The organism is Micromonospora sp. NPDC005254 (assembly GCF_042872525.1).
Taxonomy (GTDB): Bacteria; Actinomycetota; Actinomycetes; order Mycobacteriales; family Micromonosporaceae; genus Micromonospora.
On record NZ_JBIAKM010000001.1, the window covers coordinates 847384 to 871097 of the forward strand.

Sequence of the window (23714 nt, forward strand, 5' to 3'; positions counted from 1 at the left end):
GCGTGACCGGCTCGCTCGGGCCACGCCGTGACCGGTTCGCTCAGGCCGCGGCGCGGTCGGGGAGCGGGCGCCGTCGCCGGGCGGTGTCGGTCAGGGAGCGTGGCGGGAAGGCGGCGTTGGGGTCGTACCGGTTGGTTCCGGGCGGCACGATCTCGTCGATCCGGTCGAGGGTCGCGTCGTCCAGGGTGAGCGTGGCGCCCTTGAGCAGGTCCTCCAGGTGCGCCATGGTCCGCGGTCCGATGATCGCCGAGGTGACCGCCGGATGGGCCACGGTGAAGGCGATGGCGAGCTGTGGGAGCGTGCAGCCGATGCCCGCCGCGAGGTCGACGAGCTGCTCGACGATGTCGAGCTTGGCGGCGTTCTCGGCGAGCGTGGGATCGAACTGCGCCGGCCGGAGCACGGCACGCCCGGTCGACAGGTCGACGGGCCGGTCCCTGCGGTACTTCCCGCTGAGGAACCCGAAGGCGAGCGGACTCCAGACCAGCACCCCCATGCCGTAGCGCTGACAGACCGGCAGGGTCGACGCCTCGACCCCGCGGGCCAGGATCGAGTACGGCGGCTGCTCGGTGCGCAGCCGCCCGAGGCCGCGACGCTCGGAGACCTGGTGCGCCTCGACGATCTCCTCAGCGGGGAACGTCGAGCACCCGAAGGCGCGGATCTTTCCCTCGCGCACCAGGTCGGTGAGCACCGAGAGCGTCTCCTCGATGTCGGTCGAGGGGTCGGGGCGGTGGACCTGGTAGAGGTCGATCCAGTCGGTGCCCAGGCGCCGCAGGCTCCCCTCGACCGCCTTGAGGATCCAGCGCCGCGAGTTGCCACCCTGGTTGGGCCCCTCACCCATCGAAAAGTGCACCTTGGTGGCGAGGACGACGTCGTCCCGACGCCCCCGCAGCGCCTTGCCCACGATCTGCTCGGACTCGCCCCGGCCGTACATGTCGGCGGTGTCGACACAGTTGATGCCCTGGTCCAGGGCCGCGTGGACGATGCGGACGCAGTCGTCGTGGTCCGGGTTTCCGACGGCGCCGAACATCATGGTCCCGAGGCAGTGGGTGCTCACCTCGATGCCGGTGCCGCCGAGTGTGCGATAGCGCATGCCGATGCTCCCTTGGCGATGTCGTAACGATCACGGGGGACCCTAGGAGCTGGAGTCGGCTCTAGGTCAAGCCTCGTTACCCTGCTCGGCATGGCCGAGGACACCGTGAGTCTGAGCATCGGGCAGGTCGCCGAACGCACCGGCTTGAGCGTGCACGCCCTCCGCTTCTACGAGCAGGAGGGCGTCTTCGTCGATCCCGTACGCCGTGGGCCCGGTGGGCGTCGTGTCTACAGCCAGGACGACGTCGACTGGCTGACCGTCTGCATCATTCTCCGCGCCTCGGGCATGCCGTTGCCCGCGCTCCGCCGGTACACCGACCTCGTCCGGGAGGGCGCCGGCAACGAGGAGGAACGTCTCGCCCTCCTGCGCGAGCACCGGGAGCGCGTCACCAGCCAGATCGGCAGGCTCACCCAGTGCCTGGACCTGATCGGCTTCAAGGTCGGGGTGTACGAGGACCTTCTCGACGGAGCCCAGCCCGCAGTCGAGCCAGGTCGTCCGCGTCCTTCGGACGGCGGGGCCGCTCCGGCATCCACACCGGGTACATCTGCTTGAACTCGATCTGGGCCGGTACCGAGATCGTCGGCACGGTCAACGGGCCGAGCCGGCCGGGTGGTGCGTCCAGCATCCCGACCGGCAGTGGCGTGCCGGCCCAGGACCCGGCACCCACCGTCGGTCGACCGGCGTCGTCGCGACCCAGGTACGCGAAGCTCACCTCCACGTCGGCGGCGAACAGGTCGAGCTGTAGCTCCACCGGCATCCGAGGATCGGGTCGCCAGCCCCGGGCCAGCAGCAGGGCTGCCAGCCGGGCCGCGTCCTCGCGCCAGCAGTACCAGTCGACGTCGACGTGCGGTCGGGACACCTGGCCGAGCTGGAAGTCCATCGCCCAGCCGCCACGCAACCACACCGGAATGCCGGCCGATCCGGCCACCTCGACCACTTCGGCGATGCTCGCCAACTGGCGGCGCGCGAGGTCGTCCACCGGGGCACCCTAGCGGCACTTGCGAGTGCACGGGGGAGGGCCTCAGTGGGCAGCAAGCGCTTGTCGTGTGCGGCCACCGCCACCGCCGCTAGGTGAGGCGGGACTCGTAGTGGGTGCCGGGCGTGCGCGCGTCGGTGGGCAGGCGGGCGCCGGCGGTCCGGTCACCGTAGAGGGTCCAGCGCAGGAAGTCGGTGGTGGTGGCGAGGACGGCGGCGAATCCGGGGTTGCCCGGCGTGAGGTACGCGCCGTGGTCCTGGCCGAGCACACTGACGAACACCGCCGGTCCCGGGGTACGCGCGTACGCCGCCCGGCCGACCGTCACCGGCACCACCGGGTCGGCCGTGCCGTGCACGAAGAGCACCGGTGCGGTCGGTCCGGCGAAGCTGCCCGGCAGCCCGCCGCCGGCGATCACGATGCCCCCGCGCAGCCGGGCCGGGTGGCCCTCGGTGAACATGCCGGAGGTGGTGAAGCCGCCCGCCGAGTGACCGGCGGCGGCGATCGACGTGAGGTCCAGGTGGCCGGCGAGCGGATCACCCGGGTCGCCGTCGAGGCGGCCCAGGTGCCGGATCAGCCGCCAACCGTCGGCGGGCTGGTTGCGCACGTCGGCCCGGGTGAAGTGCGCGGCACCCGCGCTGGTGTGCGGGTACGCGGGCGCCGCCACCACGAAACCGGCCGCCGCCCAGCGGGTGGTCAGCCCGGCGTGCAGCTCGGGTCGACTGTGCAGCCCGTGGCTGTAGATCACCACCGGGAAGCGGCCGGCGGCCACCCCGTCGGTCCCGGCCGGATACCAGATGGTCACCGGCAGGGGGCGCGCCGAGCGCGGATCGAGGGTGAGCGTACGCACGCCGACGACGTACGACCCCTCGGGCGCTCGGCGCGCGGACGGCGGCCCGGTGGAGCCGCCCGCCACGGCGGTGGCCGGCGCGCAACCGGCCAGCAGCGCTGTCACCAGTACGGCGACCAGCCGTCCCGCCCCCACCGTTTCACCGTAGGTGCCCGGGCACGTCCGGCGGCCCCGCCGTCCGGCCCGGCTCTGCCCGCCACCCGGTCGGGTCGCCTCCGCCGGCCGGCTCGACCCGGTGGGACGGCGGAGGCGGGGGCGGCGCTCGGCGACCGGCTTCGCTAGGGTCACCGACATGGCTGAGAACTACACCGACCCCAGCGGCAACACCGAGGCGTTCCGCGCCTTCACCCAGACGCCGGAGGCCGCCGGACCGGCCGACGCGCCGTCCCGCCTGCCGCTCATCGTCGGTGCGGCGGTGGTCGTCGTACTGCTGGTGGCCCTCGTCGCCTGGCTGGCGATGCGCTGACCAGCCGGCGCGGCAGTGCGCTGACCGGGCGGGTCGGGGGCTTCAGTGCGCCCCGACCACGTCCCGGGTCTGCCGGGCGATCTCCCGTTCCTCATCGGTGCGGATGACACAGACGCTCACCTCGGCGTCGTCCGGCGAGATCAGCCGGTCGCCGTCACCGTTGTTGCGCGCCTCGTCGACGGTGATGCCGAGCCGGGCCAGCCCGGCCAGCGCGGCGGCCCGGACGGGCGCGGCGTGCTCGCCCACGCCGGCGGTGAACGCGATCGCGTCCACGTGGCCGAGCAGCGCGTAGTACGCGCCGACGTACCCGGTGATCCGCTGGCAGTACACGTCGAAGGCCAGCGCGGCTGCCCGGTCCCCGGCCGCCCTGCGCTGCAGCACCTCGCGCATGTCGTTGACGCCGGTCAACCCCAGCAGCCCGCTGCGGTGGTTGAGCAGGTCGTCGATGTCGTCGACCGACAGCCCGCCCTCCCGCCGCAGGTGGAAGATCACGGTCGGGTCGAGGTCGCCGCTGCGCGTGCCCATCACCAGCCCCTGAAGGGGCGACATCCCCATCGAGGTGGCGACGCTGCGGCCGTTCGCGACCGCGCAGGCGCTGGCCCCGTTGCCCAGGTGCAGGGTGATGGTGTTGAGCTGCTCGTACGGGCGGCCCAGCAGCTCGGCGGTACGCCGGGAGACGTACGCGTGCGAGGTGCCGTGGAAGCCGTACCGGCGGATGCCGTACCGCTGCGCGGTGTCCAGGTCGATCGCGTAGGTCGCGGCGGCCTCCGGCAGGGTGTGGTGGAACGCCGTGTCGAAGACGGCGACCTGCGGGACGTCCGGCAGCGCCGCCCGGGTCACCTCGATGCCGGCCAGGTTGGCCGGGTTGTGCAGCGGGGCGAGCGGCACCAGATCCTTGATCGCGGCCAGCACCGCGTCGTCGATGAGGACCGGGGTGGTGAACTTCCGTCCGCCGTGCACCACCCGGTGCCCGACCGCGGTGAGCCCGTTCAGGTCCAGACCGGCCAGGATCTGCCGGACGGCGCTGGCGTGGTCCGCCGGGCCGCCGCCGGGCTCACCGACCCGCTCGACAGTGCCCTGGTCGAGGGGCCGGTCCCCGTCGTAGTGGCGCCACTTCACCGACGACGACCCGCAGTTGAGCACCAGCACCCGACTCATGACGCCTCCTCGGCGGCCGCCTGGATGGCGGTGATCGCCACCGTGTTGACGATGTCCGGCACGGTCGCGCCGCGGGACAGGTCGTTCACCGGCCGGCGCAGGCCCTGCATGACCGGGCCGACGGCGACCGCCCCGGCCGAGCGCTGCACCGCTTTGTACGTGTTGTTGCCCGTGTTGAGGTCCGGGAAGATGAAGACCGTGGCCTGGCCGGCGACCGGGCTGTCGGGCAGCTTCGTCGCCGCCACGGCGGGGTCGATCGCCGCGTCGTACTGGATCGGCCCCTCGACCAGCAGGTCGGGCCGACGCTCCCGGACCAGCGCGGTGGCCGCGGCGACCTTCTCCACGTCTTCGCCCGCGCCGGAGCTGCCGGTGGAGTACGACAGCATGGCCACCCGGGGTTCGATGCCGAAGCGGGCGGCGGTGTCGGCCGACGAGATCGCGATGTCGGCGAGCTGGGCGGCGTCCGGGTCGCGGTTGACCGCACAGTCGCCGTAGACCAGCACCCGGTCGGCGAGCAGCATGAAGAAGACGCTGGAGGCCACCGAGACCTCCGGCACGGTACGGATGATCTCGAACGCGGGCAGGATGGTGGCGGCGGTGGTGTGCGTGGCCCCCGAGACCATGCCGTCGGCGTACCCGGCGTTCACCATGAGCGTCCCGAAGTAGTTGGGCTGGGCCACGATGTCGTGCGCCAGCTCGGCGGTGACGCCCCGGTGGGCGCGCAGCCGCGCGTACTCGGCCGTGAACTCGTCGCGCCACCCGCTGGTGGCCGGGTCGACGAGCCGCGCGTCGCCGAGGTCGATGCCCAGCTCGCGGGTGCGCCGGGCGATGTCGTCGGGGCGGCCGAGCAGCGTCAGGTCGGCCACGCCCCGGCGCAGCAGGATCTCCGCCGCCCGCAGGATGCGCTCCTCGGCGCCCTCGGGCAGCACCAGGTGCCGGGGCTTCGAGCGGGCCCGGTCGATCAGCTCGTTCTCGAACATCAGCGGGGTGACCCGCGTCGAGCGGCTGACCCGCAGCCGGCGGGCCAGGTCGTCGGTGTCCACGCAGCGTTCGAACGCGCCGAGCGCGGCCTCCACCTTGCGGGGGTTGGCCACGCTGGGCCGCCCCTCGATCCGGCTGGACGCGGCCACCGTGTCGTAGCTGTCGCTGCCGACGGAGAGCACGGCCAGGCCGGTGTTCAAACCCTCCACCAGCCGCATCACCCGCGGGTCGGGTTGCTCGCCGAGGGTGAGCACGAGCCCGGCCACCGACACCTGCCCGGCCACGTGCGCGGCGCTGGCGGCGACGAGCAGGTCGGCCCGGTCCCCGGGGGTGATCACCAGAGCGCCCTCGGTGAGGTGGCCCAGCAGGGTCGGCACGTGTGCCGCGCCGACCACGAAGTCCAGCACGTCCCGGCCGAGCGCCGCGTCGTCCCCGGCCAGCAGGGTGGCGCCGAGCGCCGCCGCCACCTCGGCCACCGTCGGCGCCGACACGCTCGGCACCTCCGGGATGGCGTACGCCGGCACGGGCAGCTCCGGCAGCGTCATCGGCTCGGACACCCGGTTGGCGATCACCGCCAGCACCGTCGCGCCCAGGTCGGCCACATCGTGGTACGCCCCGCGCATGGCCGCCGCGACGGCCGTCGGCTCCTGCTCGTAGCCGTCCACCACCGGCACCACCACGCTGCCGAACTCGGTGGCCAGCCGGGCGTTGAAGGCCAGCTCGCGGGGGTGCGCCGGGTCGCCCGGCTCGTCGAAGTCACTGCCCACCACGACCACCGCCGGGCACTGCCGCTCCACCGCCCGGTACCGCTGGACGACAGCGGAGATCAGCTCTTCCCGTCGGCCGTCGGCGACCAGCCTGGCCGCCTCGGCGTAGGTGGATCCGGCCAGCTCGGCGAGCGGCACCTCGACGCGGTACCGCTCGCTCAGCAGCGCGAGGATCGGGTCCGGGCCGGTGTCGGCCACCAGCGGCCGGAACACACCGATCCGCCCGACCTGGCGGGACAGCAACTCGGCCAGCCCGAGGGCGATGGTCGACTTGCCCCCGCCCGAACCGACGCTGGTCAGATACACGCTGCGCGCCACGGCCCCACGCTACAAGATCGTGGTGGTCGTCGTCGGTCACCTCTCGTCAGCACATCGACCTGGCGGGCCAGCCGGAGTGTCCGCTGGAGGTTGCGCTCCCGGACCTGTTCCTGTCGGGGGTCAGGGCGAGTCCCGTCCGCTCAGGACGCGGCTGTCGCGGACGTCGGCCCGATCGTCTCGGCGGACGGTGGTGCGTCGGGCAGCCCGGCCATCCGGAAGATCGCGTCGCTCTTGACGACCCAGGCGGTGCCGAAGGCGGCCACGGCGAGGGTCTCGCACCACAGCAGCGGCTGGAGGGCGTGGCGGACGTCGGTGGGCAGCGCCCCGCTCGCCAGCGCGCCTGCGATCGCCGCCAGGATGAGCAGGCCGCACGCGCGGTAGCAGCGGTTGGCGGCGCGTCGGGGCGGCACCCCAGCACGGTCGGGTCGGGTGAACAGGAACAGGCAGAAGGCGGCGAGCAGGACGAACAGCGACCCGGCGGCGGCCTGGTGCACCAGACCGACCAGCCGGCTGTCGCCTCCGGTCGGCCCGTGTACCGGAAACAGGGCCACCAGGATCGCGAGCGTCCCGGCGATCGTGCCTAACAGGTCGTCCGGCCAGCGGTAGCGGTAGGCGATCAGGAACACCCCGATCGCGCACAGTGCGCCGACGAAGATGTTGCGCATCTCGGTGTGGTAGTAGGCGCTGAGCGAGTCGAGGACGACGACGCGACGGCTGGCGACCATGTGGCCGACCACCAGTGCGACGGGCAGGGCCAAGCCGACCGAGCCGATGCCGAGGCGCAGGTGGCGTACGGTCGCGGTGTCCTGCGGCGGGTTGCCGGGCTGGTGTTTCATGGTCGTCTCCTGGCGCCGGGGTGGCGTCCGGTGAGGGTCGAGGAGACCCGCGCACGCCGCCCCACCAGTGCACATCACACAGAGAGACGGGTCAACCGCCGAGGGTCACTCGTCGTCGGGATCGTCCAGGCGGGCCAGGTAGGTGGCCAGGCGCTCGATCGGGGTCTCGAACTCGGGGTTGAGGTCGACGAAGTCGCGCAGGCGCTCGCCCAGCCACTCCAGGGTCACCTGCTCGTCGCCCCGGCGCTCGACCAGCTCCTCGATGCCACGGTCGGTGAAGTACACGGCGTACGTCCTCGTGCTCGGCCCGGCGCGGGCCGGGCGGGTCGGTGGTTCGGATGGACCGACGCGAGCCGGGGCAGGACCGTGGGAAAACGGCCCTGCCCCGGCTCGCGTGGCGCGGTCAGGTCACGGGCGGGGGAGTGCCGCCTCGATGAGCGCGGTCTGCTCGACCTCGTGGGTCTTGGCCGAGCCGACCGCCGGGGCCGCCGCGGCCGGGCGGGAGATCCGCCGCAGCCGGACGTCGGTGAGGTGCTCCAGCAGGTTGAGCGCCACGAACGACCAGGCGCCCTGGTTGGCCGGCTCCTCCTGCACCCAGGCGAAGTCCTCCGCGTTCGGGAACTGCGCCAGGGCGGCCCGGATCTCCTCCACCGGCAGCGGGTACAGCTGCTCGATCCGGATGATCGCCGTGTCGGTGATGCCGCGCTCCTGCCGGGCCTGGAACAGGTCGTAGTAGACCTTGCCCGAGCAGAGCAGCACCCGCTTCACCGACTCCGGTGCCGGGGCGGCGGTGTCGCGCAGCACCGGCTGGAAGGTGCCGGTGGTGAAGTCCTCCACCGACGAGACGCAGAGCTTGTGCCGCAGCAGCGACTTCGGCGTGAACACCACGAGCGGCTTGCGCTTCGGCGACAGGGCTTGGCGGCGCAGCAGGTGGAAGTAGTTCGCCGGGGTCGTCGGAATGGACACCCGCATGTTGTCCTCGGCGCACATCTGCAGGAACCGCTCCGGGCGACCGGAGGTGTGGTCCGGGCCCTGGCCCTCGTGGCCGTGCGGCAGCAGCAGGGTCACCGCGGAGCGCTGACCCCACTTCACCTCACCGGAGGAGATGAACTCGTCGATCACCGACTGGGCGCCGTTGACGAAGTCACCGAACTGGGCCTCCCAGGCGACCAGCGCGTTGACGTTCTCCACCGAGTACCCGTACTCGAAGCCCATCGCCGCGTACTCGCTCAGCAGCGAGTCGTGCACGAAGAACCGGGAGCGCTCGCCGTCGCCGGTGAGCGACTTCAACGGCAGGTAGTCGTCGCCGGTGCGGTGGTCGACCACCGACGCGTGCCGCTGGACGAAGGTGCCGCGCCGCGAGTCCTGCCCGGCGAGCCGGACGGTGACCCCGTCGTGCAGCAGCGCCCCGAACGCGATGATCTCGCCGAAGCCCCAGTCGATGTTGCCCTCGACGGACATCTTGGCCCGCCGGTCGAGCAGCTGCTGGATCCGCTTGTGCGGAGTGAAGCCCTCGGGCAGGTTGACGTGGGCCTCGCCGATCGCCTTCACCACGGCGGCGTCGGTGGCGGTGTCGACCGCCGGCTCCGGCTCCTCCTCGTGGCGGGGGCGGTTGAGCTGGCGCGGCGTGGCGGCGGCGTCCCGGGTGGCCTTGAAGACCTTCTCCAGTTGCGCCTGGTAGTCGCGCAGCAGCTCCTCCGCGTCCTCCACGGTGATGTCGCCGCGACCGATCAGCTCCTCGGTGTAGAGCTTGCGCACCGAACGCTTCGAGTCAATGATCTTGTACATCTGAGGGTTGGACATCGACGGGTCGTCGCCCTCGTTGTGGCCGCGCCGGCGGTAGCAGACCATGTCGATCACGACGTCCTTGTTGAACGCCTGCCGGTACTCGAAGGCCAGCCGGGCCACTCGGACCACGGCCTCCGGGTCGTCGCCGTTCACGTGGAAGATCGGCGCCTGGATCATCCGGGCCACGTCGGTGCTGTAGAGGCTGGACCGGCTGTACTCCGGGGCGGTGGTGAAGCCGACCTGGTTGTTGACCACCACGTGCACGGTGCCGCCGGTGCGGTAGCCGCGCAGCTGCGACAGGTTGAGCGTCTCGGCGACCACACCCTGCCCGGCGAACGCGGCGTCGCCGTGCACCGCCAGCGGCAGCACGGTGTAGCCCTCCAGCTTGAGGTCGATCCGGTCCTGCTTGGCCCGGACGATGCCCTCCAGCACGGGGTCGACGGCCTCCAGGTGCGACGGGTTCGCCACCAGGGACACCTTGACGACGTGCTCGCCGTCCGGGGTGGTGAACTTGCCGTTCTGACCCAGGTGGTACTTCACGTCGCCGGAGCCCTGCGTCGAGCGCGGGTCGAGGTGACCCTCGAACTCCGAGAAGATCTTCTCGTACGGCTTGCCGACGATGTTGGCCAGCACGTTGAGCCGGCCCCGGTGGGCCATGCCGATGACGACCTCGTCCAGCCCGCTCTCGGCGGAGGACTCGAGCACCTCGCCCAGCAGCGGAATCAGCGACTCGCCACCCTCCAGCGAGAAGCGCTTCTGGCCGACGTACTTGGTCTGCAGGAAGGTCTCGAACGCCTCGGCGGCGTTGAGCCGGTTGAGTACGTGCTTCTGCTCGTCGGGGGACGGCTTCTCGTACTTGCGCTCGATCCGCTCCTGGATCCAGCGCCGCTCCTCCGGGTCCTGGATGTGCATGTACTCGATGCCGACGCGCCGGCAGTACGAGTCGCGCAGCACGCCGAGGATCTCGCGCAGCTTCATCCGCTGGCGGCCGGCGAAGCCGTTGACCGGGAACTCGCGGTCCAGGTCCCACAGGGTCAGCCCGTGCTGGAGGACGTCCAGGTCGGGGTGCTTGCGGATGGTGAATTCCAGCGGGTCGGTGTCGGCCATCAGGTGACCGCGCACGCGGTACGCGTGGATCAGCTCGTGCACCCGGGCGGTCTTGTTGATCTGACCCTCGGAGTTGACGGCCACGTCGCGCACCCAGCGCACCGGCTCGTACGGGATGCGCAGCGAGGTGAAGATCTCGTCGTAGAAGCTGTGCTCGCCCAGGATCAGCTCGTGCATGACCTTGAGGAACTCGCCGGACTGCGCGCCCTGGATGATCCGGTGGTCGTACGTGCTGGTCAGCGTGATGACCTTGCTGACCGCCAGCTCGGCGAGAGTCGCCTCGGACATGCCCTGGTAGGGGGCCGGGTACTCCATCGCGCCGACGCCGATGATCGCGCTCTGCCCCTGCATGAGCCGCGGCATGGAGTGCACTGTGCCGATGCCGCCCGGGTTGGTCAGCGAGATCGTGGTGCCGGAGTAGTCCTCCATGGTCAGCTCGTTGCGCCGCGCCCGCCGGACCACGTCCTCGTACGCCTGCCAGAACTGCCGGAAGTCCATCTGCTCGCAGCCCTTGATGGAGGGGACCACCAGGTTGCGGCTGCCGTCCGGCTTGGCCAGGTCGATCGCGATGCCGAGGTTGACGTGCGCCGGGCGGACCACGGCCGGCTTGCCGTTGGCCTCGGCGAAGGAGTTGTTCATCTCCGGGTGCTGGACCAGCGCCCGGACCATCGCGTAGCCGACCAGGTGGGTGAAGCTGACCTTGCCACCGCGCCCCCGGGCGAGGTGGTTGTTGATCACGATGCGGTTGTCGACCAGCAGCTTCGCCGGGACCGCGCGGACGCTGGTCGCGGTGGGCACGCTCAGCGAGGCGTCCATGTTCTGCACGATCTTCGCGGCGACACCCCGCAGCGGGGTGGTCTGCGGGCCGTCGGCGCTCGGCGCGGCGGCCTTCGCGGCCGGCTTGGCCGGTGCGGCCTTCTCCGGGGTGGCCTTCGCGGGCGCGGCCTTGGCCGGTGCCGACGGCGCCGCGGCCGTCTTGCTGGCGGCGGCGGTCGGCTTCGCCGGGGCGCTGGGCTGGCTGACCGTGGCCGCCGGCTCCGGCTGGCCGTCCGGCTCGGGCGCGGCGGCGGGCTTGCCCGACGTCTCAGCCCTGCGCGGTGTGCCGGCGCCGGGCGCCGGCCGGTAGTCGGCGAAGAAGTCGTGCCAGGCCGAATCGACGCTCGTTGGGTCGGCGAGGTACCGCTGGTACATCTCCTCGACGATCCACTCGTTCGGGCCGAAACCCGCCAGTGGGTTCTCCTGCGAAGTCTGCTGGGTCGACACGGCCGGTAATCGCCTCTTTCACGCGGGTTTATGTGTCACGCGGTGTCCGTCGCGTCCAGTTGATGGACCACGGACAGGACGACTCCCAGGCTACGCCGTAAGGATCCCGGCGGCATTTCCGCCTCGGTCGGGTGGCCGGTTTCACAGAAGATGCCAGAAGTTCACCAACCCCTGCGCGACCCGTCGCCGGCTGGTACGGCTGGTACCGCCAGATTGAGTACCGGTACGGATGTCCCGGGCCAACGCCGTCCGCGACGATCGGGCGCATGGATCATGACGGGGTACGGGGGCGCTACGGCCGGAGCATGGCGGTGGCGTCCGGTTGGTACGTCACCGCGATCGCGGCCATGGCGGTGGGCACGACGAGCGTGCCGCACGACGACTGCGCGGCCTGGTTCAGCTGCCTGTCGCCGGGCGAGTCGCTGGTGTTCGTCGCTCTGGTGTGGGGCACGCCGGTGCTCCTCGGGCTGCTGGTCGTGACGGCGCTGGTGACCGCGCTGGTCGTCCGACTCGTCCCCTCGGCGGTGCTCGCCGGCACCACGGCCGCGGTGCTCAGCGTCGGGGTCTGCGCCGCCGTGTACCTGGGTCGCTCGTGAAGCGGCTCGGCCTCGGCGGGCTCTTCTTCGCCTGGCTCTACGGGGTGCCGTTCCTGCTGCTGGTGGGCCTGATCCGGCGCTTGGCCAGGCCGTACACGCCGACCGCGGACGAGGCGCAGGCGTTCGGCGCGACCACGGACGCCCTGCTGACGACCGGGCTCGTGCTCAACGCGGTGCTTCCGGTGCTCGGCCTGCTGCTGGCCGGGTTGGCGGGGGAGGCCCTCTGGCGTCGGCACTTCGCCGGGGCGCTCGGCGGGACGGTGCTGCTGTACGTGGCGGTCGCCCTGGTCGCCAGCCTGACCACCGGTGGGCTGACCGGGCACATTCCCGCCGACCAGGAGCCCGACCCGGTGGTCACCCAGTGCATTCCGATCAGCGGCGGCCGGGGCTGCCCGGGCGGGTGAGGTGCCGGCAGCCCGGCGGGGCCGGAGCCGGCCCGGGGTGGCGGCCGTGCCGCCGCCACCCCGGAACTCGCGTCGGTCAGGAGATGTCGCGCCGACGCATCAGCAGGGTGCCGACCACGCCGGTGACCACCGCGTACCCGATGAGCACGGCGGCGCCCGCCCAGCGCGGCGGGTTACCCGGGATGTCCGCCCCGGTGACCATCAGCGACGAGGCCAGCGACGGCACCAGCAGTTGCAGGTTGTTGATCCAGTCACCCCACCGGTTGGCCAGGATGGTGATCACCAGGATGGCGCCGATCGAGCCGCCCAGGTAGAGCAGGATGCCGGTCACGGTGGCGCCGATCTGGCTGCGGATCAGCACGCCGATGCCGACGCCGAACACCGCCCAGAGCAGGTACGCGAGCAGGTTCAACCCGATCGCCCGCCAGGCCGCGTCGTTGCCCAACTGTGAGTCCACCCCGACGGCGTTCAGCACCGCCGAGCCGGCGATCAGGTTGAACACGGTGGTGACCAGCCAGAACAGCAGCGCCAGCACACCCGCCGCGACCAGCTTGGCGATCATCACCGCGGTGCGGTGCGGGTTGGTCAGGAACGTGGTGGTGACCGTCTGGTGGAAGAACTCGCTCGTCACCACGATGATGCCGAGCAGCATCACGATCAGCAGGCCGAAGAACTGCCCGGTGGTGAACAGGTTCGACGAGAGCGCGTCCGGGGTGGCCGCCGCAGCGATCTGGTCCGCCTGCTCGCCCGACACCTCGCCGAGGTTGTTGCTGGTCAACGCGTCGGCCTGCAACCAGTTGATGAGCAGCGTGAGCGCCCACAGCGGCAGGCTGATCAGCGCGAAGACCCACCAGGTGTTGGTGGTACGGATCTTGAGCAACTCGGATCGGACGAGGTTCATCGGATGCCCGCCTTTCCGGCCGTCAGCTCCAGGAAGACCCGTTCCAGGTCGGGCCGTTCGGTGGTCAGTTCGTGCAGTTCCACACCGGCGGCCAGGGCGGCCCGGCCGATCGTCGGGGCGTCCACCCCGGAGACCAGCAGGATGCCCTGCTCGTCGGTGTCGACCGTGGCCGACTGCGCCTTCAACGCGGTGGTCAGCGCCTCGGCCTGCGGGGTGCGGACCCGGACCCGGGCGCCCTGCGCCATCGACCCGAGCACCTGCTCGACCGGACCCTGCCGGACCAGCTGGCCCGCCGCGATGATCACCACGTCGTCGGCGAGCAGCTGCATCTCCGACAGCAGGTGGCTGGAGACCAGCACCGTGCGGCCCTCGTGGGCGAGGTTCTTGAGGAACCCGCGCATCCACCGGATGCCCTCCGGGTCCAGCCCGTTGGCCGGCTCGTCGAGGATCAGCACCCGCGGGTCACCGAGCATCGCGGCGGCGATACCGAGCCGCTGCTTCATGCCCAGCGAGTAGCCCTTGAACTTGCGCTTCGCCGCCGGGGTCAACCCGACCAGCTCCAGCGCCTCGTCGGCCCGGGACTTGGGCAGGCCGGCCGCCGCGCAGATCACCCGCAGGTGGTTGATGCCGGTGCGGCCCTTGTGCGCGCTGGACGCCTCCAGGATCGCGCCGACGTGCCGCAGCGGGTCGGCGAGATCGGCGTAGCGCTGCCCGCTGATGGTGGCGGTGCCCCCGGTCGGCGTGACCAGGTTGAGCAGCATGCGCAGCGTGGTGGTCTTACCGGCGCCGTTCGGGCCGAGGAAGCCGGTCACCCGCCCCGGTGCCACGGTGAAGGACAGGTTGTTCACCGCCCGCACGTTCTTGTACTGCTTCGTCAGACCGGACACCACGATCTGACCGTCGCTGGTGGGGCTTCGCTGCCCGTCAGTCATCGTTCTCCTCCCGTGTGGCGTCGAGGTACGCCGTGGCACAGCGTGACGGTACCGAGCAACAAGGTCAATCAGGCTCGGTCCCTACGGCGTGGTCCCCCTTGGGGTGGAGTCGTCTCCTCCCTGCGGACGACGGCGGGGCCTCAGCGGGCGATCCAGGTGGCCCGGGCCGAGCCGAGCAGCGCGCCGCCGGGGCCGTACAGGCTGGTGTGCACAAGCGCCTTGCGGCCGTCGACCCCGATCAGCGCGCCGGTCACCACGCACTCGTCGCCCGGCGCCGGCCGGGCGGTGACCACCGCGGCGATCCGGCCGAGCAGGTACGGGCGGCCCGGCGCGAGCACCGTCCAGCCGCCGGGGCAGTCCAGCGCGGCCCAGACCGTGGCATCGCTGACCTGCTCGGGTGCGCGGAACGGCGCGGCGGTCCGGCCGTCCGGCAACCGGCCGGGGAAGATCCGCAACCCGTCGTTCCGGCTCGGACCGCAGACGAAACACTCTGGGTACGGATGCTCGACGAACCCGGGGTAGCGGGTCGACGCCTGCACCGCCGTCTCCCGGTCGACCGGCGGCACGACGGCGTCCACGACACCGGCGGGGCGGACCTCGGCCACCAGTTCGCCGGCCGGGTCCCGGACCTCGCCGTCGACCAGGCTCAGCGCCGTCTCCAGCGGCGGTGGCCGACGCAGCGTCACCTCCACCGGTCCGGATCCACCGGCGGCGGCGGCGAAGAGGCCGGCGCTCCAGCCGCCGTTGCCCGAGCCGGTGGGCCCGTTGTAGCGGGACTCGATGCGCATGGGCGACCTCCGTGTGGCGTGGGGCGGCGCCGTCGCCGGCCCGCTGGGCAGCCTCGCACGGACCGGGTCGGAGGCATCCGCCGGCCGGCGTTCATCCGATCGACACCAGTGGTGCGATCCGATGGCAACCCGGGGCACCTACACAGATCCCATGGCCGTTCTGCATGTCGCTGGCGCACCCCTGACGACCAGCGGATACACCCTGCTGATCGCCGACGACCCCACCCAGGTCGCGGCCGCGCAACGCCTGCGCCACGAGGTGTTCGCCACCGAGTTGGGTGCCACCCTCGCACCCGGCGGCGCCGGGTTGGACGTGGACCCCTTCGACGTCCACTGCGACCACCTCATCGTCCGCGAGGACAGCACCGGGCAGGTGGTCGGCACGTACCGGTTGTTGCCGCCGGGGCGTACCGACCGGCGGTACGCCGAGGACGAGTTCGACCTCGGCGCGCTGGACCCACTGCGCGACGACCTCGTCGAGACGGGTCGCTCCTGCGTGCACCCGGACCACCGCTCCGGTGCGGTGATCAACCTGATGTGGGCGGGGCTCACCCGGTACCTGCACCTGCGCGGCTCCCGCTGGCTCGGCGGCTGCGCCTCGGTGCCGGTCGACGACGGTGGTCGGACGGTCGCCGGGGTGTGGGCCCAGGCCCAGGCCCGGCACCTGTCGCCCCCGCCGTTGCGGGTGCGCCCACTGCGCCCGTGGTTCGCCGAGCCGGCCGCCGCCCCGGCTGCCCCGGCCTGCGCCACCGACCCGGCCGCTCGGGTGGCGGTGCCGCCGCTGCTGCGTGGTTACCTGCGGCTCGGCGCGTGGATCTGTGGTGAGCCCGCGTACGACCCCGACTTCGGGTGCGCGGACTTCTACGTGCTCTTCTCCCTGGACCGGATGAACCCGCGCTACCTGCGGCACTTCCTGGGCGGGGACCAGCGGTGACCCTCGGAGCGCGGGACCTGTGGCGGCCCTTCTCGGGCTGCGACGACGACTGCCTGCCGGCGGCCGGCGAGGTGCCCACGGTGCCGGTGGTTCGCCGGGTGCTCCGGTTGGTCGCGGCGAGCGGGATGCTGCTGGCCGGGGTGGGAGTGGCGGTGCTGCTGCCCGTGCTGCCGGCGCGTGAGCGGCAGGCGGTGCTGCGCGGCTGGGCCCGCGGCACCGTTCGCGCGTTCGGCGTCCGGCTGGTGATCCGGGGTCGGCTGCCCCGGCGGCGCGCGCTGCTGGTCGCCAACCACGTCTCGTGGCTGGACATCCTCGCCGTCCTGGCGGTCGCGCCCACCCGCATGGTGGCGAAGCGGGAGATCCGGTCCTGGCCGGTGGTCGGGCTGCTCGCCGCGGCGGCGGGCACGGTCTTCGTGGACCGGTCCCGGCCGCGGGCGCTGCCGGCAACCGTGCGCCGGCTCGCCGACACGCTGCGCGCCGGCCGGTCGGTAGCGGTGTTTCCCGAGGGTACGACCTGGTGTGCCGGGGACGGCGCGGACGGGTGCCGCCCCGGGGGCGGCTTCCGGCCCGCGATGTTCCAGGCCGCCGTCGACGCGGGCAGCCCGGTGGTGCCGCTGCGGCTCGGGTACCGGTGCGACGCCACCGGCGCGGTCACGACGGTCGCCGCCTTCCTCGGCGCGGACACCCTGCTGCGCTCGGTCGCTCGGGTGGTCGCGGCGCGGCAACTGGTGGTCTCGGTGACGATCGCCGCCGCGCTGCACCCGGCTGGCGACGCCGACCGGCGGTTGCTGGCCCGGGCCGCCGAGTCTGCCGTACACCTGATGCCGGTTGTCCCGACGCGGACCAGGCTGCGGCCGGTCCCCACCATGACCCCGGCGGGTTCCGTGCCGCAGGTGCCGGCCGGGACCTGGACCTGGCGGCCTGAGAGGAGGATTCATCGCTTGAACACGCGCCGATTCCGGCGCCGGAGTAGGTCGGATCGCCCTTTGCTCTGCTTCAACCCACGCAACACTTGCGGCCCGCTTGTGTTGCCTGGGTTGAAGCAGAGCAAAGGAGGCGACCGGAGCATCCCTTCCCCTCGTCGTTGGAAGGCCGGGGCTGGTGGCTGGCGCCGTGGTCAGGGTCGCGGTGACGACTCGCGACAGTCTTGTGTGTCGCGATGTATCGCGTTAGGGTTTCCTCGTCGGCGCGCGTGGGCGCGTCGCCGAGGGGAGGACGTCATGGCCGGATGGACGGTCGACAGCCCGCAGCGGCTCACCGTGGACGGCCCGGTCACCCGGCTGGACGTCCGCCTGATCAGTGGACGACTCAACGTCGTCGCCACCGACGGCCCGACCCGGATCGACGTCACCCACGTCGGCCGTCGGCCCGTCCTGATCGACCACTCCGACGGCCGGCTCACCATCCGTCAGGAACGCGGCCACGGCTGGTCGGAGGTCCTGCGGTGGTTCCAGATGATCCACCGCTATCCGCGGGTGGACGTCTCCGTCGCCGTGCCCGCCGATGTCCTCGCCGACCTGGACCTGGTCTCCGGGTCGCTGGTCGCCTCCGGTCTGCGGCGGCAGACCACGGCCCACGTCGTCTCCGGCCAGATCACCCTGATGGGCCTGCGCGGCAGCACATCCGCGAAGATCACCTCCGGGCCGGTGGAGGCGCTCGGCGTGCGCGGTGACCTCACCCTGGAGACCGTCTCCGGGGAGGTGACCCTCGCCGACAGCGCCGCCGACCGGGTACGGGCGCAGACCGTCTCCGGCGCCATCACCTGCGACCTGGACAACCCCCGACGCAGCGAGATCCGGCTCACCACCATCTCGGGCAGCATCACCGTCCGGGTCCGCGAGGACAGCGACCTCGCCGTCCGGCTGAACACCGCCTCCGGTCGGATCACCAGCGGCTTCCCGCAGGTGCGCAACTCGCGATTCCCGCTTCCGAGCAGCGAGGGGGTGCTCGGCGCCGGCGAAGGTAAGCTCTGGGCCTCCGCGACGTCGGGGAGCATTTCGCTCCTCGCCCGACCGGTGACCGCCGACGAGGAGGAGTTGCCGTGACCGCCGTGTTCAGCCACGGGCGGCTCCGGCTCTACCTGCTCAAGCTCCTCGACGACGGCCCCAAGCACGGCTACGAGCTGATCCGCCTCCTGGAGGACCGGTTCCTCGGGCTCTACGCGCCCAGCGCCGGCACCATCTACCCCCGACTGCAACGGCTGGAGGCCGAGGGTCTGGTGAGCCACACCGCCGCCGGGGGCCGCAAGACGTACGCCATCACCGACGCCGGCCTCGCCGAGCTGCGCCAGCGCGCCGGTGAGCTGACCGCGTTGGAAGCGGACATCGCGGCCTCGGTGGCGGATCTCTCCACCCTGGCCGGCGAGATCCGCAGCGAGGTGCGCGGCTCGACGCGCGACCTCAAGCGGGAGCTGAGCGAGGCCACCCGGCAGACCCGGCGTACGCGGTGGGAGCCGCCCGCGTCGCCGTACCGGCCCCCGTCGGCCGACGTGCCGCGCGCCGCCCTGCTCGACGAGTTCGATCAGCGGCTGGCCTCGTTCACCGCCGAGGTGAGCCGTCTGGCGCGGGCGCGGCAGTTCAGCGACACTCAACTGCGCACGGCGATCCGGCTGCTCGACGGCGCCCTGGACGGGCTGCGCCGGCTGCTGCGCTGACGTCCGCCCGCCCGCCCCGGCGACTCACAGGTTTTTTCCAGCGAGCGTCCAGCGCCGGTGCAGTGAGGTCACCGATGATTGGGCCCATGCCCGCTACCCAGACCGAGGCGCGACTTCTCGTCGTCGAGGACGACCCCAACATCCTCGAACTCCTCTCCGCGAGCCTGCGCTTCGCGGGCTTCGACGTGGCCACCGCGACCAGCGGCAGCGCGGCCCTCAACGCCGCCAAGGACCACCGGCCCGACCTGGTCGTGCTCGACGTCATGCTGCCGGACCTGGACGGCTTCGAGGTCATCCGGATGCTGCGCGAGGGCGGCACGCGTACCCCGGTGGTGTTCCTGACCGCCCGGGACGCCACCGACGACAAGATCCGCGGGCTCACCCTGGGCGGCGACGACTACGTCACCAAGCCGTTCAGCCTGGAGGAGCTGACCGCCCGGATTCGCGCCGTGCTGCGCCGCACCACCACCGGCGAGCAGGCCCCGTCCCGGCTCACCTTCGCCGACCTGGAGCTGGACGAGGAGACCCACGAGGTGCACCGGGCCGGGCAGCGGGTGCAGCTCTCGCCGACCGAGTTCAAGCTGCTGCGCTATTTGATGCTCAATGCCAACCGGGTGCTGTCCAAGGCGCAGATCCTCGACCACGTCTGGAACTACGACTTCCGTGGTGACGACAACATCGTCGAGTCCTACATCTCCTACCTGCGGCGCAAGGTCGACACCACCCAGCCTCGGCTGATCCACACCCTCCGCGGCGTGGGGTACGTGCTGCGCAAGCCGGCGGCGTGAACGCGGTCCAGCAGGCCAAGGGACGGCTGCGGGGCGTACCGCTGCGGGTGAAGCTGGTCGCCTCGGTGCTCGCGCTGGTCTCCGGTGCCCTGGTGGTGATCAGTGTCTCGACCGCGTACTTCCTGCACAGCTATCTGGTCGGCCAGATCGACCTCGAACTGCGGGACTCGGCCAACCGGATCCAGTCCATCACGCCGAAGTCGACAGGTGTCTCGCTGCCGAGCGACTACCTGGTGGTGTTGACCAGCCCGACCACCGGCAAGGTGCAGATCTCCGTCTACGACGATTCTCGCTTCTCGGTGAGCGATCTGCCGCCGTGGCCGAGCGACGCCGCCGGGTTCCAGACGCAGGAGCAGAGCCACGGTGATCCGTTCACCGTTCGCGCCCGGGACAGCTCGGTGCGCTGGCGGATGCTCTACACGGAGCTACCCAGCGGTCAGATGGCGGCGATCGGCGAGCACCTGACCGACGTCGACCTAGCCGTCAAGCGGCTGGCCTGGATCGACCTGCTGGTCGGCGGGGCGGTGCTGATCCTGCTCGCGTCGGTCGGCGCGGCGATCGTGCGGACCAGCCTCAAGCCCCTCGTGGAGATCGAACGGACCGCCGCCGCCATCGCCGGCGGCGACCTGACCCGCCGGGTGCCCGACCCGGAGCAGGGGCACGAGCACCCCACCTCCGAGCTGGGCCGGCTCTCCCGCGCGCTGAACGCGATGCTCACCCAGATCGAGGCGGCGTTCACCGCCCGGGCGGCCTCGGAGACGGCGGCCCGCTCGGCGGAGAGCACCGCCCGGGACGCGGCCGCCGCCGCCCAGGCGTCCGAGGCGCGGGCCCGACGCTCCGAGGAGCGGATGCGGCAGTTCGTGGCGGACGCCTCGCACGAGCTGCGCACCCCGCTGACCACCATCCGTGGCTTCGCCGAGCTGTACCGCCAGGGCGCGGCCCGCGCGCCGGAGCAGACCGCCGGGCTGCTGCGCCGCATCGAGGACGAGGCCGCCCGGATGGGTCTGCTGGTGGAGGACCTGCTGCTGCTCGCCCGGCTGGACCGGGAACGCCCGCTCTCGCTGGCCCCGGTGGAGCTGCCGGTGCTGGCCTCCGACGCCGTGCAGGCGGCGCGCGCGATCGCCCCGGACCGGCGGATCGAGCTGGAGATCGAGCCCGGTTCCGGCCCGCTCGTCGTCTACGCCGACGACGCGCGGCTGCGGCAGATCATCGGCAACCTGGTGACCAACGCGCTGACCCACACCCCGCCGGAAGCCGACGTCAGCGTGCGCCTGCGCGCCGAGCCGGGCAACCTCGCCGTCGTGGAGGTGGTAGACACCGGCCCCGGTCTCTCCCGGGAACAGTCCGAGCGGGTCTTCGAGCGGTTCTACCGGGCCGACGCGGCCCGGACCCGACGGGCCGACGGCAACACCGGCACCGGCCTCGGCCTGGCCATCGTGGCGGCGCTGGTGGCCGCCCACCACGGCTCGGTCGAGGTGCTCGAGACACCCGGTGGCGGAGCCACCTTCCGGGTCCGGCTGCCGCAGGTGCCCAAGGGCGACGACCCGGGCGAGTGACTTTCAGCCAACTTCCAGGACGGTTCCAGGTTGGTTGCAGTGCCGGGGGAGAAGGTAGTCCCATGACCGAGTTCGAGTCCGACCCGCAGCGCCGGCCGGCCCCCACCGACGCCGAGCCGTCGCACCCCACCGCCGAGCTGCCGCGCGACGAGCGCGCGCAGTCCGACTCTCCGACCACCCCCGTCCCGGTCGTCTCGACCGACGGGGACACCGCGCCCACCGTCGCCACTCCGGCCGCGTCCGCCGCTCCCGACGGACCGACCGGGTCCGCTCCCCACACCGGGCAGCCGACCGGGTACGAGCCGCCGACCGTGGGCCAGCCCACGGGGTACGAGACGCCGGCCGCCGCTGGTGGATCCGCGCCGCCGTACCCGGTCTCCGCCCACCCGGCGCCCGGCCACTCCGGCCAGCCTGGCTACCCGGGCCAGCCCGGCTACTCCGGTTACCCGCAGCCGGCCGCCGGCCAGTACCCGGGCGCCGGCTGGCACGCGGGCCAGCAGTCCGGCTGGGCCGGCGGGGGCCAGCCGGGCGCGGCCTACCCCCAGCACGCCCAGCACCAGCAGCACCAGCCGGGGCAGCCCGTGCCGCCCTGGGGTCCGCAGGCCACGCCGCCCGGCGCCGGGCCCCGGCCGGGCCGGATCGCCAAGTTCGCCGGCGCCGGCGTCGCGGTGTTCGCCCTGATGCTCGGCTCCGGCGTCGCCGGTGGGGCGCTCGCGCTCGCCCTCGACGGCGACAACGGCGGCGTCACCCGCACCTACTCCGCGGCTCCCGTGCTCAACAGCGCCGACCTGCCGAAGATCGCCGCGTCCGTACAGGACAGCGTCGTCTCCATCGCCACCGACAGCGGCGAGGGCTCCGGCGTGGTGCTCAGCGCCGACGGTTACGTGCTCACCAACAACCACGTGGTCGCCTCTGCCAGCGGGGACACCGTGCAGGTCGTCTTCGCCGACGGCAAGAACGCCCAGGCGAAGATCGTCGGCACCGACCCGAAGACCGACCTGGCCGTGGTCAAGGCCAACGGGGTGAGCGACCTCAAGCCGGCCACGTTCGGCGACAGCGACGCCATGCAGGTCGGCGACCAGGTGCTCGCCCTGGGCAGCCCGCTCGGCCTCCAGGGCTCGGTGACCGCGGGCATCCTCAGCGCCCGGGACCGCACCATCCGGGCCGGCGAGGGCCAGCAGCAGGACCCGAACCAGCAGAGCCAGGCGGTCAGCTCGATCTCCGGGCTGCTGCAGACCGACGCGCCGATCAACCCCGGCAACTCCGGTGGCGCGCTGGTCAACACCCGGGGTGAGGTGATCGGCGTCAACACCGCCATCGCCACCTCCGGGCAGAGCACCGGCAACATCGGCGTCGGCTTCGCCATCCCCAGCAACAAGGCCAAGGACGTCGCCGGCAAGCTCCAGCGCGGCGAGAAGGTCAGCCACCCGTCGCTCGGGGTCGGCGTCAACCAGGCCGAGGGCGGCGGCGCGCTGATCGCCTCGGTCACGGCGGGCAGCGCCGCCGAGAAGGCCGGCCTGCAGCGCGGCGACGTGGTCACCCGCTTCGGCGACAAGGTGATCAACGACTCCGACGACCTGGTCGGCGCGGTGCAGGCCGGCAAGGTCGGCGACCGGGTCGAGGTGCACTTCAAGCGCAACGGCGCCGAGAAGACGGCGACCGTGACGCTCGCCGAGACGTCCTGACCGACAACTGAACCTGCCTCCTCCCTCCGGCGGCGGGTGGCGGGGCCGAGGGGGTCGGCTCCGTCACCCGCCGCTTTTTCCGCCCGGACGGCGGTTCACCCTCTTGGGGTGAACCGCCGTCACCCGTGCGAGCGGCACGGTCGGCAGGCGAGCCGGCGAGCGTACGGGGGGTGGGCCGTGAGCAGGGTGGATGTCGACGACGACGAGTGGATCCAGCGCGAGGTCCTGGCCGAGCTGGCCTGGGATCCGCGGCTGCGACCGAACGAGATCGGGGTGGCCGTCGACCAGGGAGTGGTCACCCTGACCGGTTTCGTGGACGGCGCGGCCCGTGCGTGGGCGGCGACCCGCTGCGCCCAACGGGTGCGGGGGGTACGCGTGGTGGCCGACGAGATCGAGGTACGCCTGCCGGGGACACCGGGGCGTACCGACGGCGATATCGCCCTCGCCGCGGCCCGGGCCCTGGAGTGGGACAGTTTCGTGCCCGCCGAACGGCTGGACGTCACCGTCGCCAACGGCTGGTTGATGCTGCGCGGCGAGGTCGAGTTCGGGTGGCAGCGCCGGGCCGCCGAGGGGGAGCTGCGCCGGCTGGACGGGGTACGGGGAATCACCAACCTGGTCGAGGTGCGGCCGTCCGCGCCACCGGCCGGCGAGCGGCTGCGGCAGGACGTCCGACGTGCCCTGGCGCGCACGCTCGGCGCCGAGCGGGTGACGGTGGAGGTGGACGGCGACACGCTGGTCCTCGCCGGGGTGGTCCGCTCGTGGTGGGAACGGGACCAGGTGGATCGGGTGGCGTGGTCGGCGCCGGGCGTACGAGCCGTGCACGACCAACTCCTGGTCGGCGGGTAGGCGTCCGTCTTGTCCGGTTTACCGGAGGCCGGGT

General features: G+C 72.4%; 21 protein-coding genes and 2 pseudogenes. 12 read left to right on the top strand and 11 right to left on the bottom strand.

Annotation, left to right across the window (positions count from 1 at the left end; translation table 11 throughout):
* Nucleotides 1-40 precede the first annotated feature (40 nt).
* Entirely contained in the window at nucleotides 41-1090 is a 1050-nt protein-coding gene (locus ACFYPR_RS04120) for an aldo/keto reductase (protein ID WP_387258531.1), read from the bottom strand.
* 90 nt (nucleotides 1091-1180) lie between these two features.
* On the opposite strand from ACFYPR_RS04120, the gene ACFYPR_RS04125 reads away from it, so the two are divergent.
* On the top strand, nucleotides 1181-1642 hold the full coding sequence (locus ACFYPR_RS04125; protein ID WP_355138047.1) for a MerR family transcriptional regulator: 462 nt from the start codon (nucleotides 1181-1183) through the stop codon (nucleotides 1640-1642).
* Here ACFYPR_RS04125 and ACFYPR_RS04130 read toward each other — a convergent pair.
* A complete protein-coding gene (locus ACFYPR_RS04130; protein ID WP_387258533.1) occupies nucleotides 1524-2069 on the bottom strand; it encodes a nucleotidyltransferase domain-containing protein in 546 nt (181 codons plus the stop codon). The genes ACFYPR_RS04125 and ACFYPR_RS04130 overlap by 119 nt on opposite strands.
* Nucleotides 2070-2157: 88 nt before the next feature.
* Nucleotides 2158-3048 carry an alpha/beta hydrolase gene (locus tag ACFYPR_RS04135; protein WP_355138043.1) on the bottom strand — a complete coding sequence of 297 codons (891 nt, stop codon included), beginning with the start codon at nucleotides 3046-3048 and terminating at the stop codon, nucleotides 2158-2160.
* Nucleotides 3049-3205: 157 nt separating this feature from the next.
* Here ACFYPR_RS04135 and ACFYPR_RS04140 point away from each other — a divergent pair, with 157 nt between their 5' ends.
* Entirely contained in the window at nucleotides 3206-3379 is a 174-nt protein-coding gene (locus ACFYPR_RS04140) for a hypothetical protein (protein WP_234588635.1), read from the top strand.
* Between the two features lie 42 nt (nucleotides 3380-3421).
* Here the strand turns inward: ACFYPR_RS04140 and ACFYPR_RS04145 are convergent, their stop codons facing one another.
* The 5 genes from ACFYPR_RS04145 to ACFYPR_RS04165 form a co-directional block, all read right to left on the bottom strand.
* Nucleotides 3422-4537 (bottom strand): acetate kinase, encoded by a 1116-nt coding sequence (locus ACFYPR_RS04145; protein ID WP_354858495.1) that lies wholly within the window; start codon nucleotides 4535-4537, stop codon nucleotides 3422-3424.
* Nucleotides 4534-6603, bottom strand: a complete 2070-nt coding sequence (gene pta, locus ACFYPR_RS04150; RefSeq protein ID WP_363937250.1) for a phosphate acetyltransferase — start codon at nucleotides 6601-6603, stop codon at nucleotides 4534-4536. The genes ACFYPR_RS04145 and pta overlap by 4 nt, the downstream gene beginning before the upstream one ends.
* A gap of 140 nt (nucleotides 6604-6743) precedes the next feature.
* Complete coding sequence (locus tag ACFYPR_RS04155; protein WP_355063639.1) at nucleotides 6744-7439, bottom strand: DUF998 domain-containing protein; 696 nt, start codon at nucleotides 7437-7439, stop codon at nucleotides 6744-6746.
* Between the two features lie 105 nt (nucleotides 7440-7544).
* Nucleotides 7545-7724 carry a DUF6104 family protein gene (locus tag ACFYPR_RS04160; protein ID WP_355063637.1) on the bottom strand — a complete coding sequence of 60 codons (180 nt, stop codon included), beginning with the start codon at nucleotides 7722-7724 and terminating at the stop codon, nucleotides 7545-7547.
* 123 nt (nucleotides 7725-7847) lie between these two features.
* Nucleotides 7848-11597, bottom strand: coding sequence for a multifunctional oxoglutarate decarboxylase/oxoglutarate dehydrogenase thiamine pyrophosphate-binding subunit/dihydrolipoyllysine-residue succinyltransferase subunit (locus ACFYPR_RS04165; RefSeq protein ID WP_387258536.1), 3750 nt, complete (start codon nucleotides 11595-11597; stop codon nucleotides 7848-7850).
* Nucleotides 11598-11863: 266 nt separating this feature from the next.
* Here ACFYPR_RS04165 and ACFYPR_RS04170 point away from each other — a divergent pair, with 266 nt between their 5' ends.
* Entirely contained in the window at nucleotides 11864-12193 is a 330-nt protein-coding gene (locus ACFYPR_RS04170; protein ID WP_387258537.1) for a hypothetical protein, read from the top strand.
* The gene (locus ACFYPR_RS04175; RefSeq protein WP_387258539.1) at nucleotides 12190-12597 is read left to right on the top strand and encodes a hypothetical protein; all 408 of its coding nucleotides are present in this window, start codon (nucleotides 12190-12192) and stop codon (nucleotides 12595-12597) included. Before ACFYPR_RS04170 ends, ACFYPR_RS04175 begins: the two co-directional genes overlap by 4 nt.
* A gap of 76 nt (nucleotides 12598-12673) precedes the next feature.
* Here the strand turns inward: ACFYPR_RS04175 and ACFYPR_RS04180 are convergent, their stop codons facing one another.
* The 3 genes from ACFYPR_RS04180 to ACFYPR_RS04190 form a co-directional block, all read right to left on the bottom strand.
* Nucleotides 12674-13498, bottom strand: a complete 825-nt coding sequence (locus tag ACFYPR_RS04180) for an ABC transporter permease (protein WP_355063631.1) — start codon at nucleotides 13496-13498, stop codon at nucleotides 12674-12676.
* Nucleotides 13495-14430, bottom strand: coding sequence for an ABC transporter ATP-binding protein (locus ACFYPR_RS04185; RefSeq protein WP_355063629.1), 936 nt, complete (start codon nucleotides 14428-14430; stop codon nucleotides 13495-13497). Before ACFYPR_RS04185 ends, ACFYPR_RS04180 begins: the two co-directional genes overlap by 4 nt.
* Nucleotides 14431-14570: 140 nt before the next feature.
* On the bottom strand, nucleotides 14571-15218 hold the full coding sequence (locus ACFYPR_RS04190) for a hypothetical protein (RefSeq protein WP_354858512.1): 648 nt from the start codon (nucleotides 15216-15218) through the stop codon (nucleotides 14571-14573).
* Nucleotides 15219-15369: 151 nt separating this feature from the next.
* Here ACFYPR_RS04190 and ACFYPR_RS04195 point away from each other — a divergent pair, with 151 nt between their 5' ends.
* From ACFYPR_RS04195 to ACFYPR_RS04230, 8 genes and pseudogenes are all read left to right on the top strand, one after another.
* On the top strand, nucleotides 15370-16152 hold the full coding sequence (locus ACFYPR_RS04195; protein ID WP_355138032.1) for a GNAT family N-acyltransferase: 783 nt from the start codon (nucleotides 15370-15372) through the stop codon (nucleotides 16150-16152).
* Nucleotides 16149-17060: pseudogene (locus ACFYPR_RS04200) on the top strand (lysophospholipid acyltransferase family protein); the annotation flags it as partial. The gene ACFYPR_RS04195 and the pseudogene ACFYPR_RS04200, both read left to right, overlap by 4 nt.
* 486 nt (nucleotides 17061-17546) lie before the next feature.
* Nucleotides 17547-18197: pseudogene (locus tag ACFYPR_RS04205) on the top strand (DUF4097 domain-containing protein); the annotation flags it as partial.
* Nucleotides 18194-18805, top strand: a complete 612-nt coding sequence (locus ACFYPR_RS04210; protein WP_355063622.1) for a PadR family transcriptional regulator — start codon at nucleotides 18194-18196, stop codon at nucleotides 18803-18805. The pseudogene ACFYPR_RS04205 and the gene ACFYPR_RS04210, both read left to right, overlap by 4 nt.
* A gap of 86 nt (nucleotides 18806-18891) precedes the next feature.
* The gene (locus ACFYPR_RS04215; RefSeq protein WP_030336721.1) at nucleotides 18892-19593 is read left to right on the top strand and encodes a response regulator transcription factor; all 702 of its coding nucleotides are present in this window, start codon (nucleotides 18892-18894) and stop codon (nucleotides 19591-19593) included.
* Complete coding sequence (locus tag ACFYPR_RS04220; protein WP_363940653.1) at nucleotides 19590-21149, top strand: HAMP domain-containing sensor histidine kinase; 1560 nt, start codon at nucleotides 19590-19592, stop codon at nucleotides 21147-21149. The genes ACFYPR_RS04215 and ACFYPR_RS04220 overlap by 4 nt, the downstream gene beginning before the upstream one ends.
* A gap of 62 nt (nucleotides 21150-21211) precedes the next feature.
* Entirely contained in the window at nucleotides 21212-22834 is a 1623-nt protein-coding gene (locus tag ACFYPR_RS04225; RefSeq protein WP_363940652.1) for a trypsin-like peptidase domain-containing protein, read from the top strand.
* Nucleotides 22835-23020: 186 nt separating this feature from the next.
* The gene (locus tag ACFYPR_RS04230) at nucleotides 23021-23680 is read left to right on the top strand and encodes a BON domain-containing protein (protein WP_354862682.1); all 660 of its coding nucleotides are present in this window, start codon (nucleotides 23021-23023) and stop codon (nucleotides 23678-23680) included.
* The last annotated feature ends 34 nt before the right edge of the window (nucleotides 23681-23714 follow it).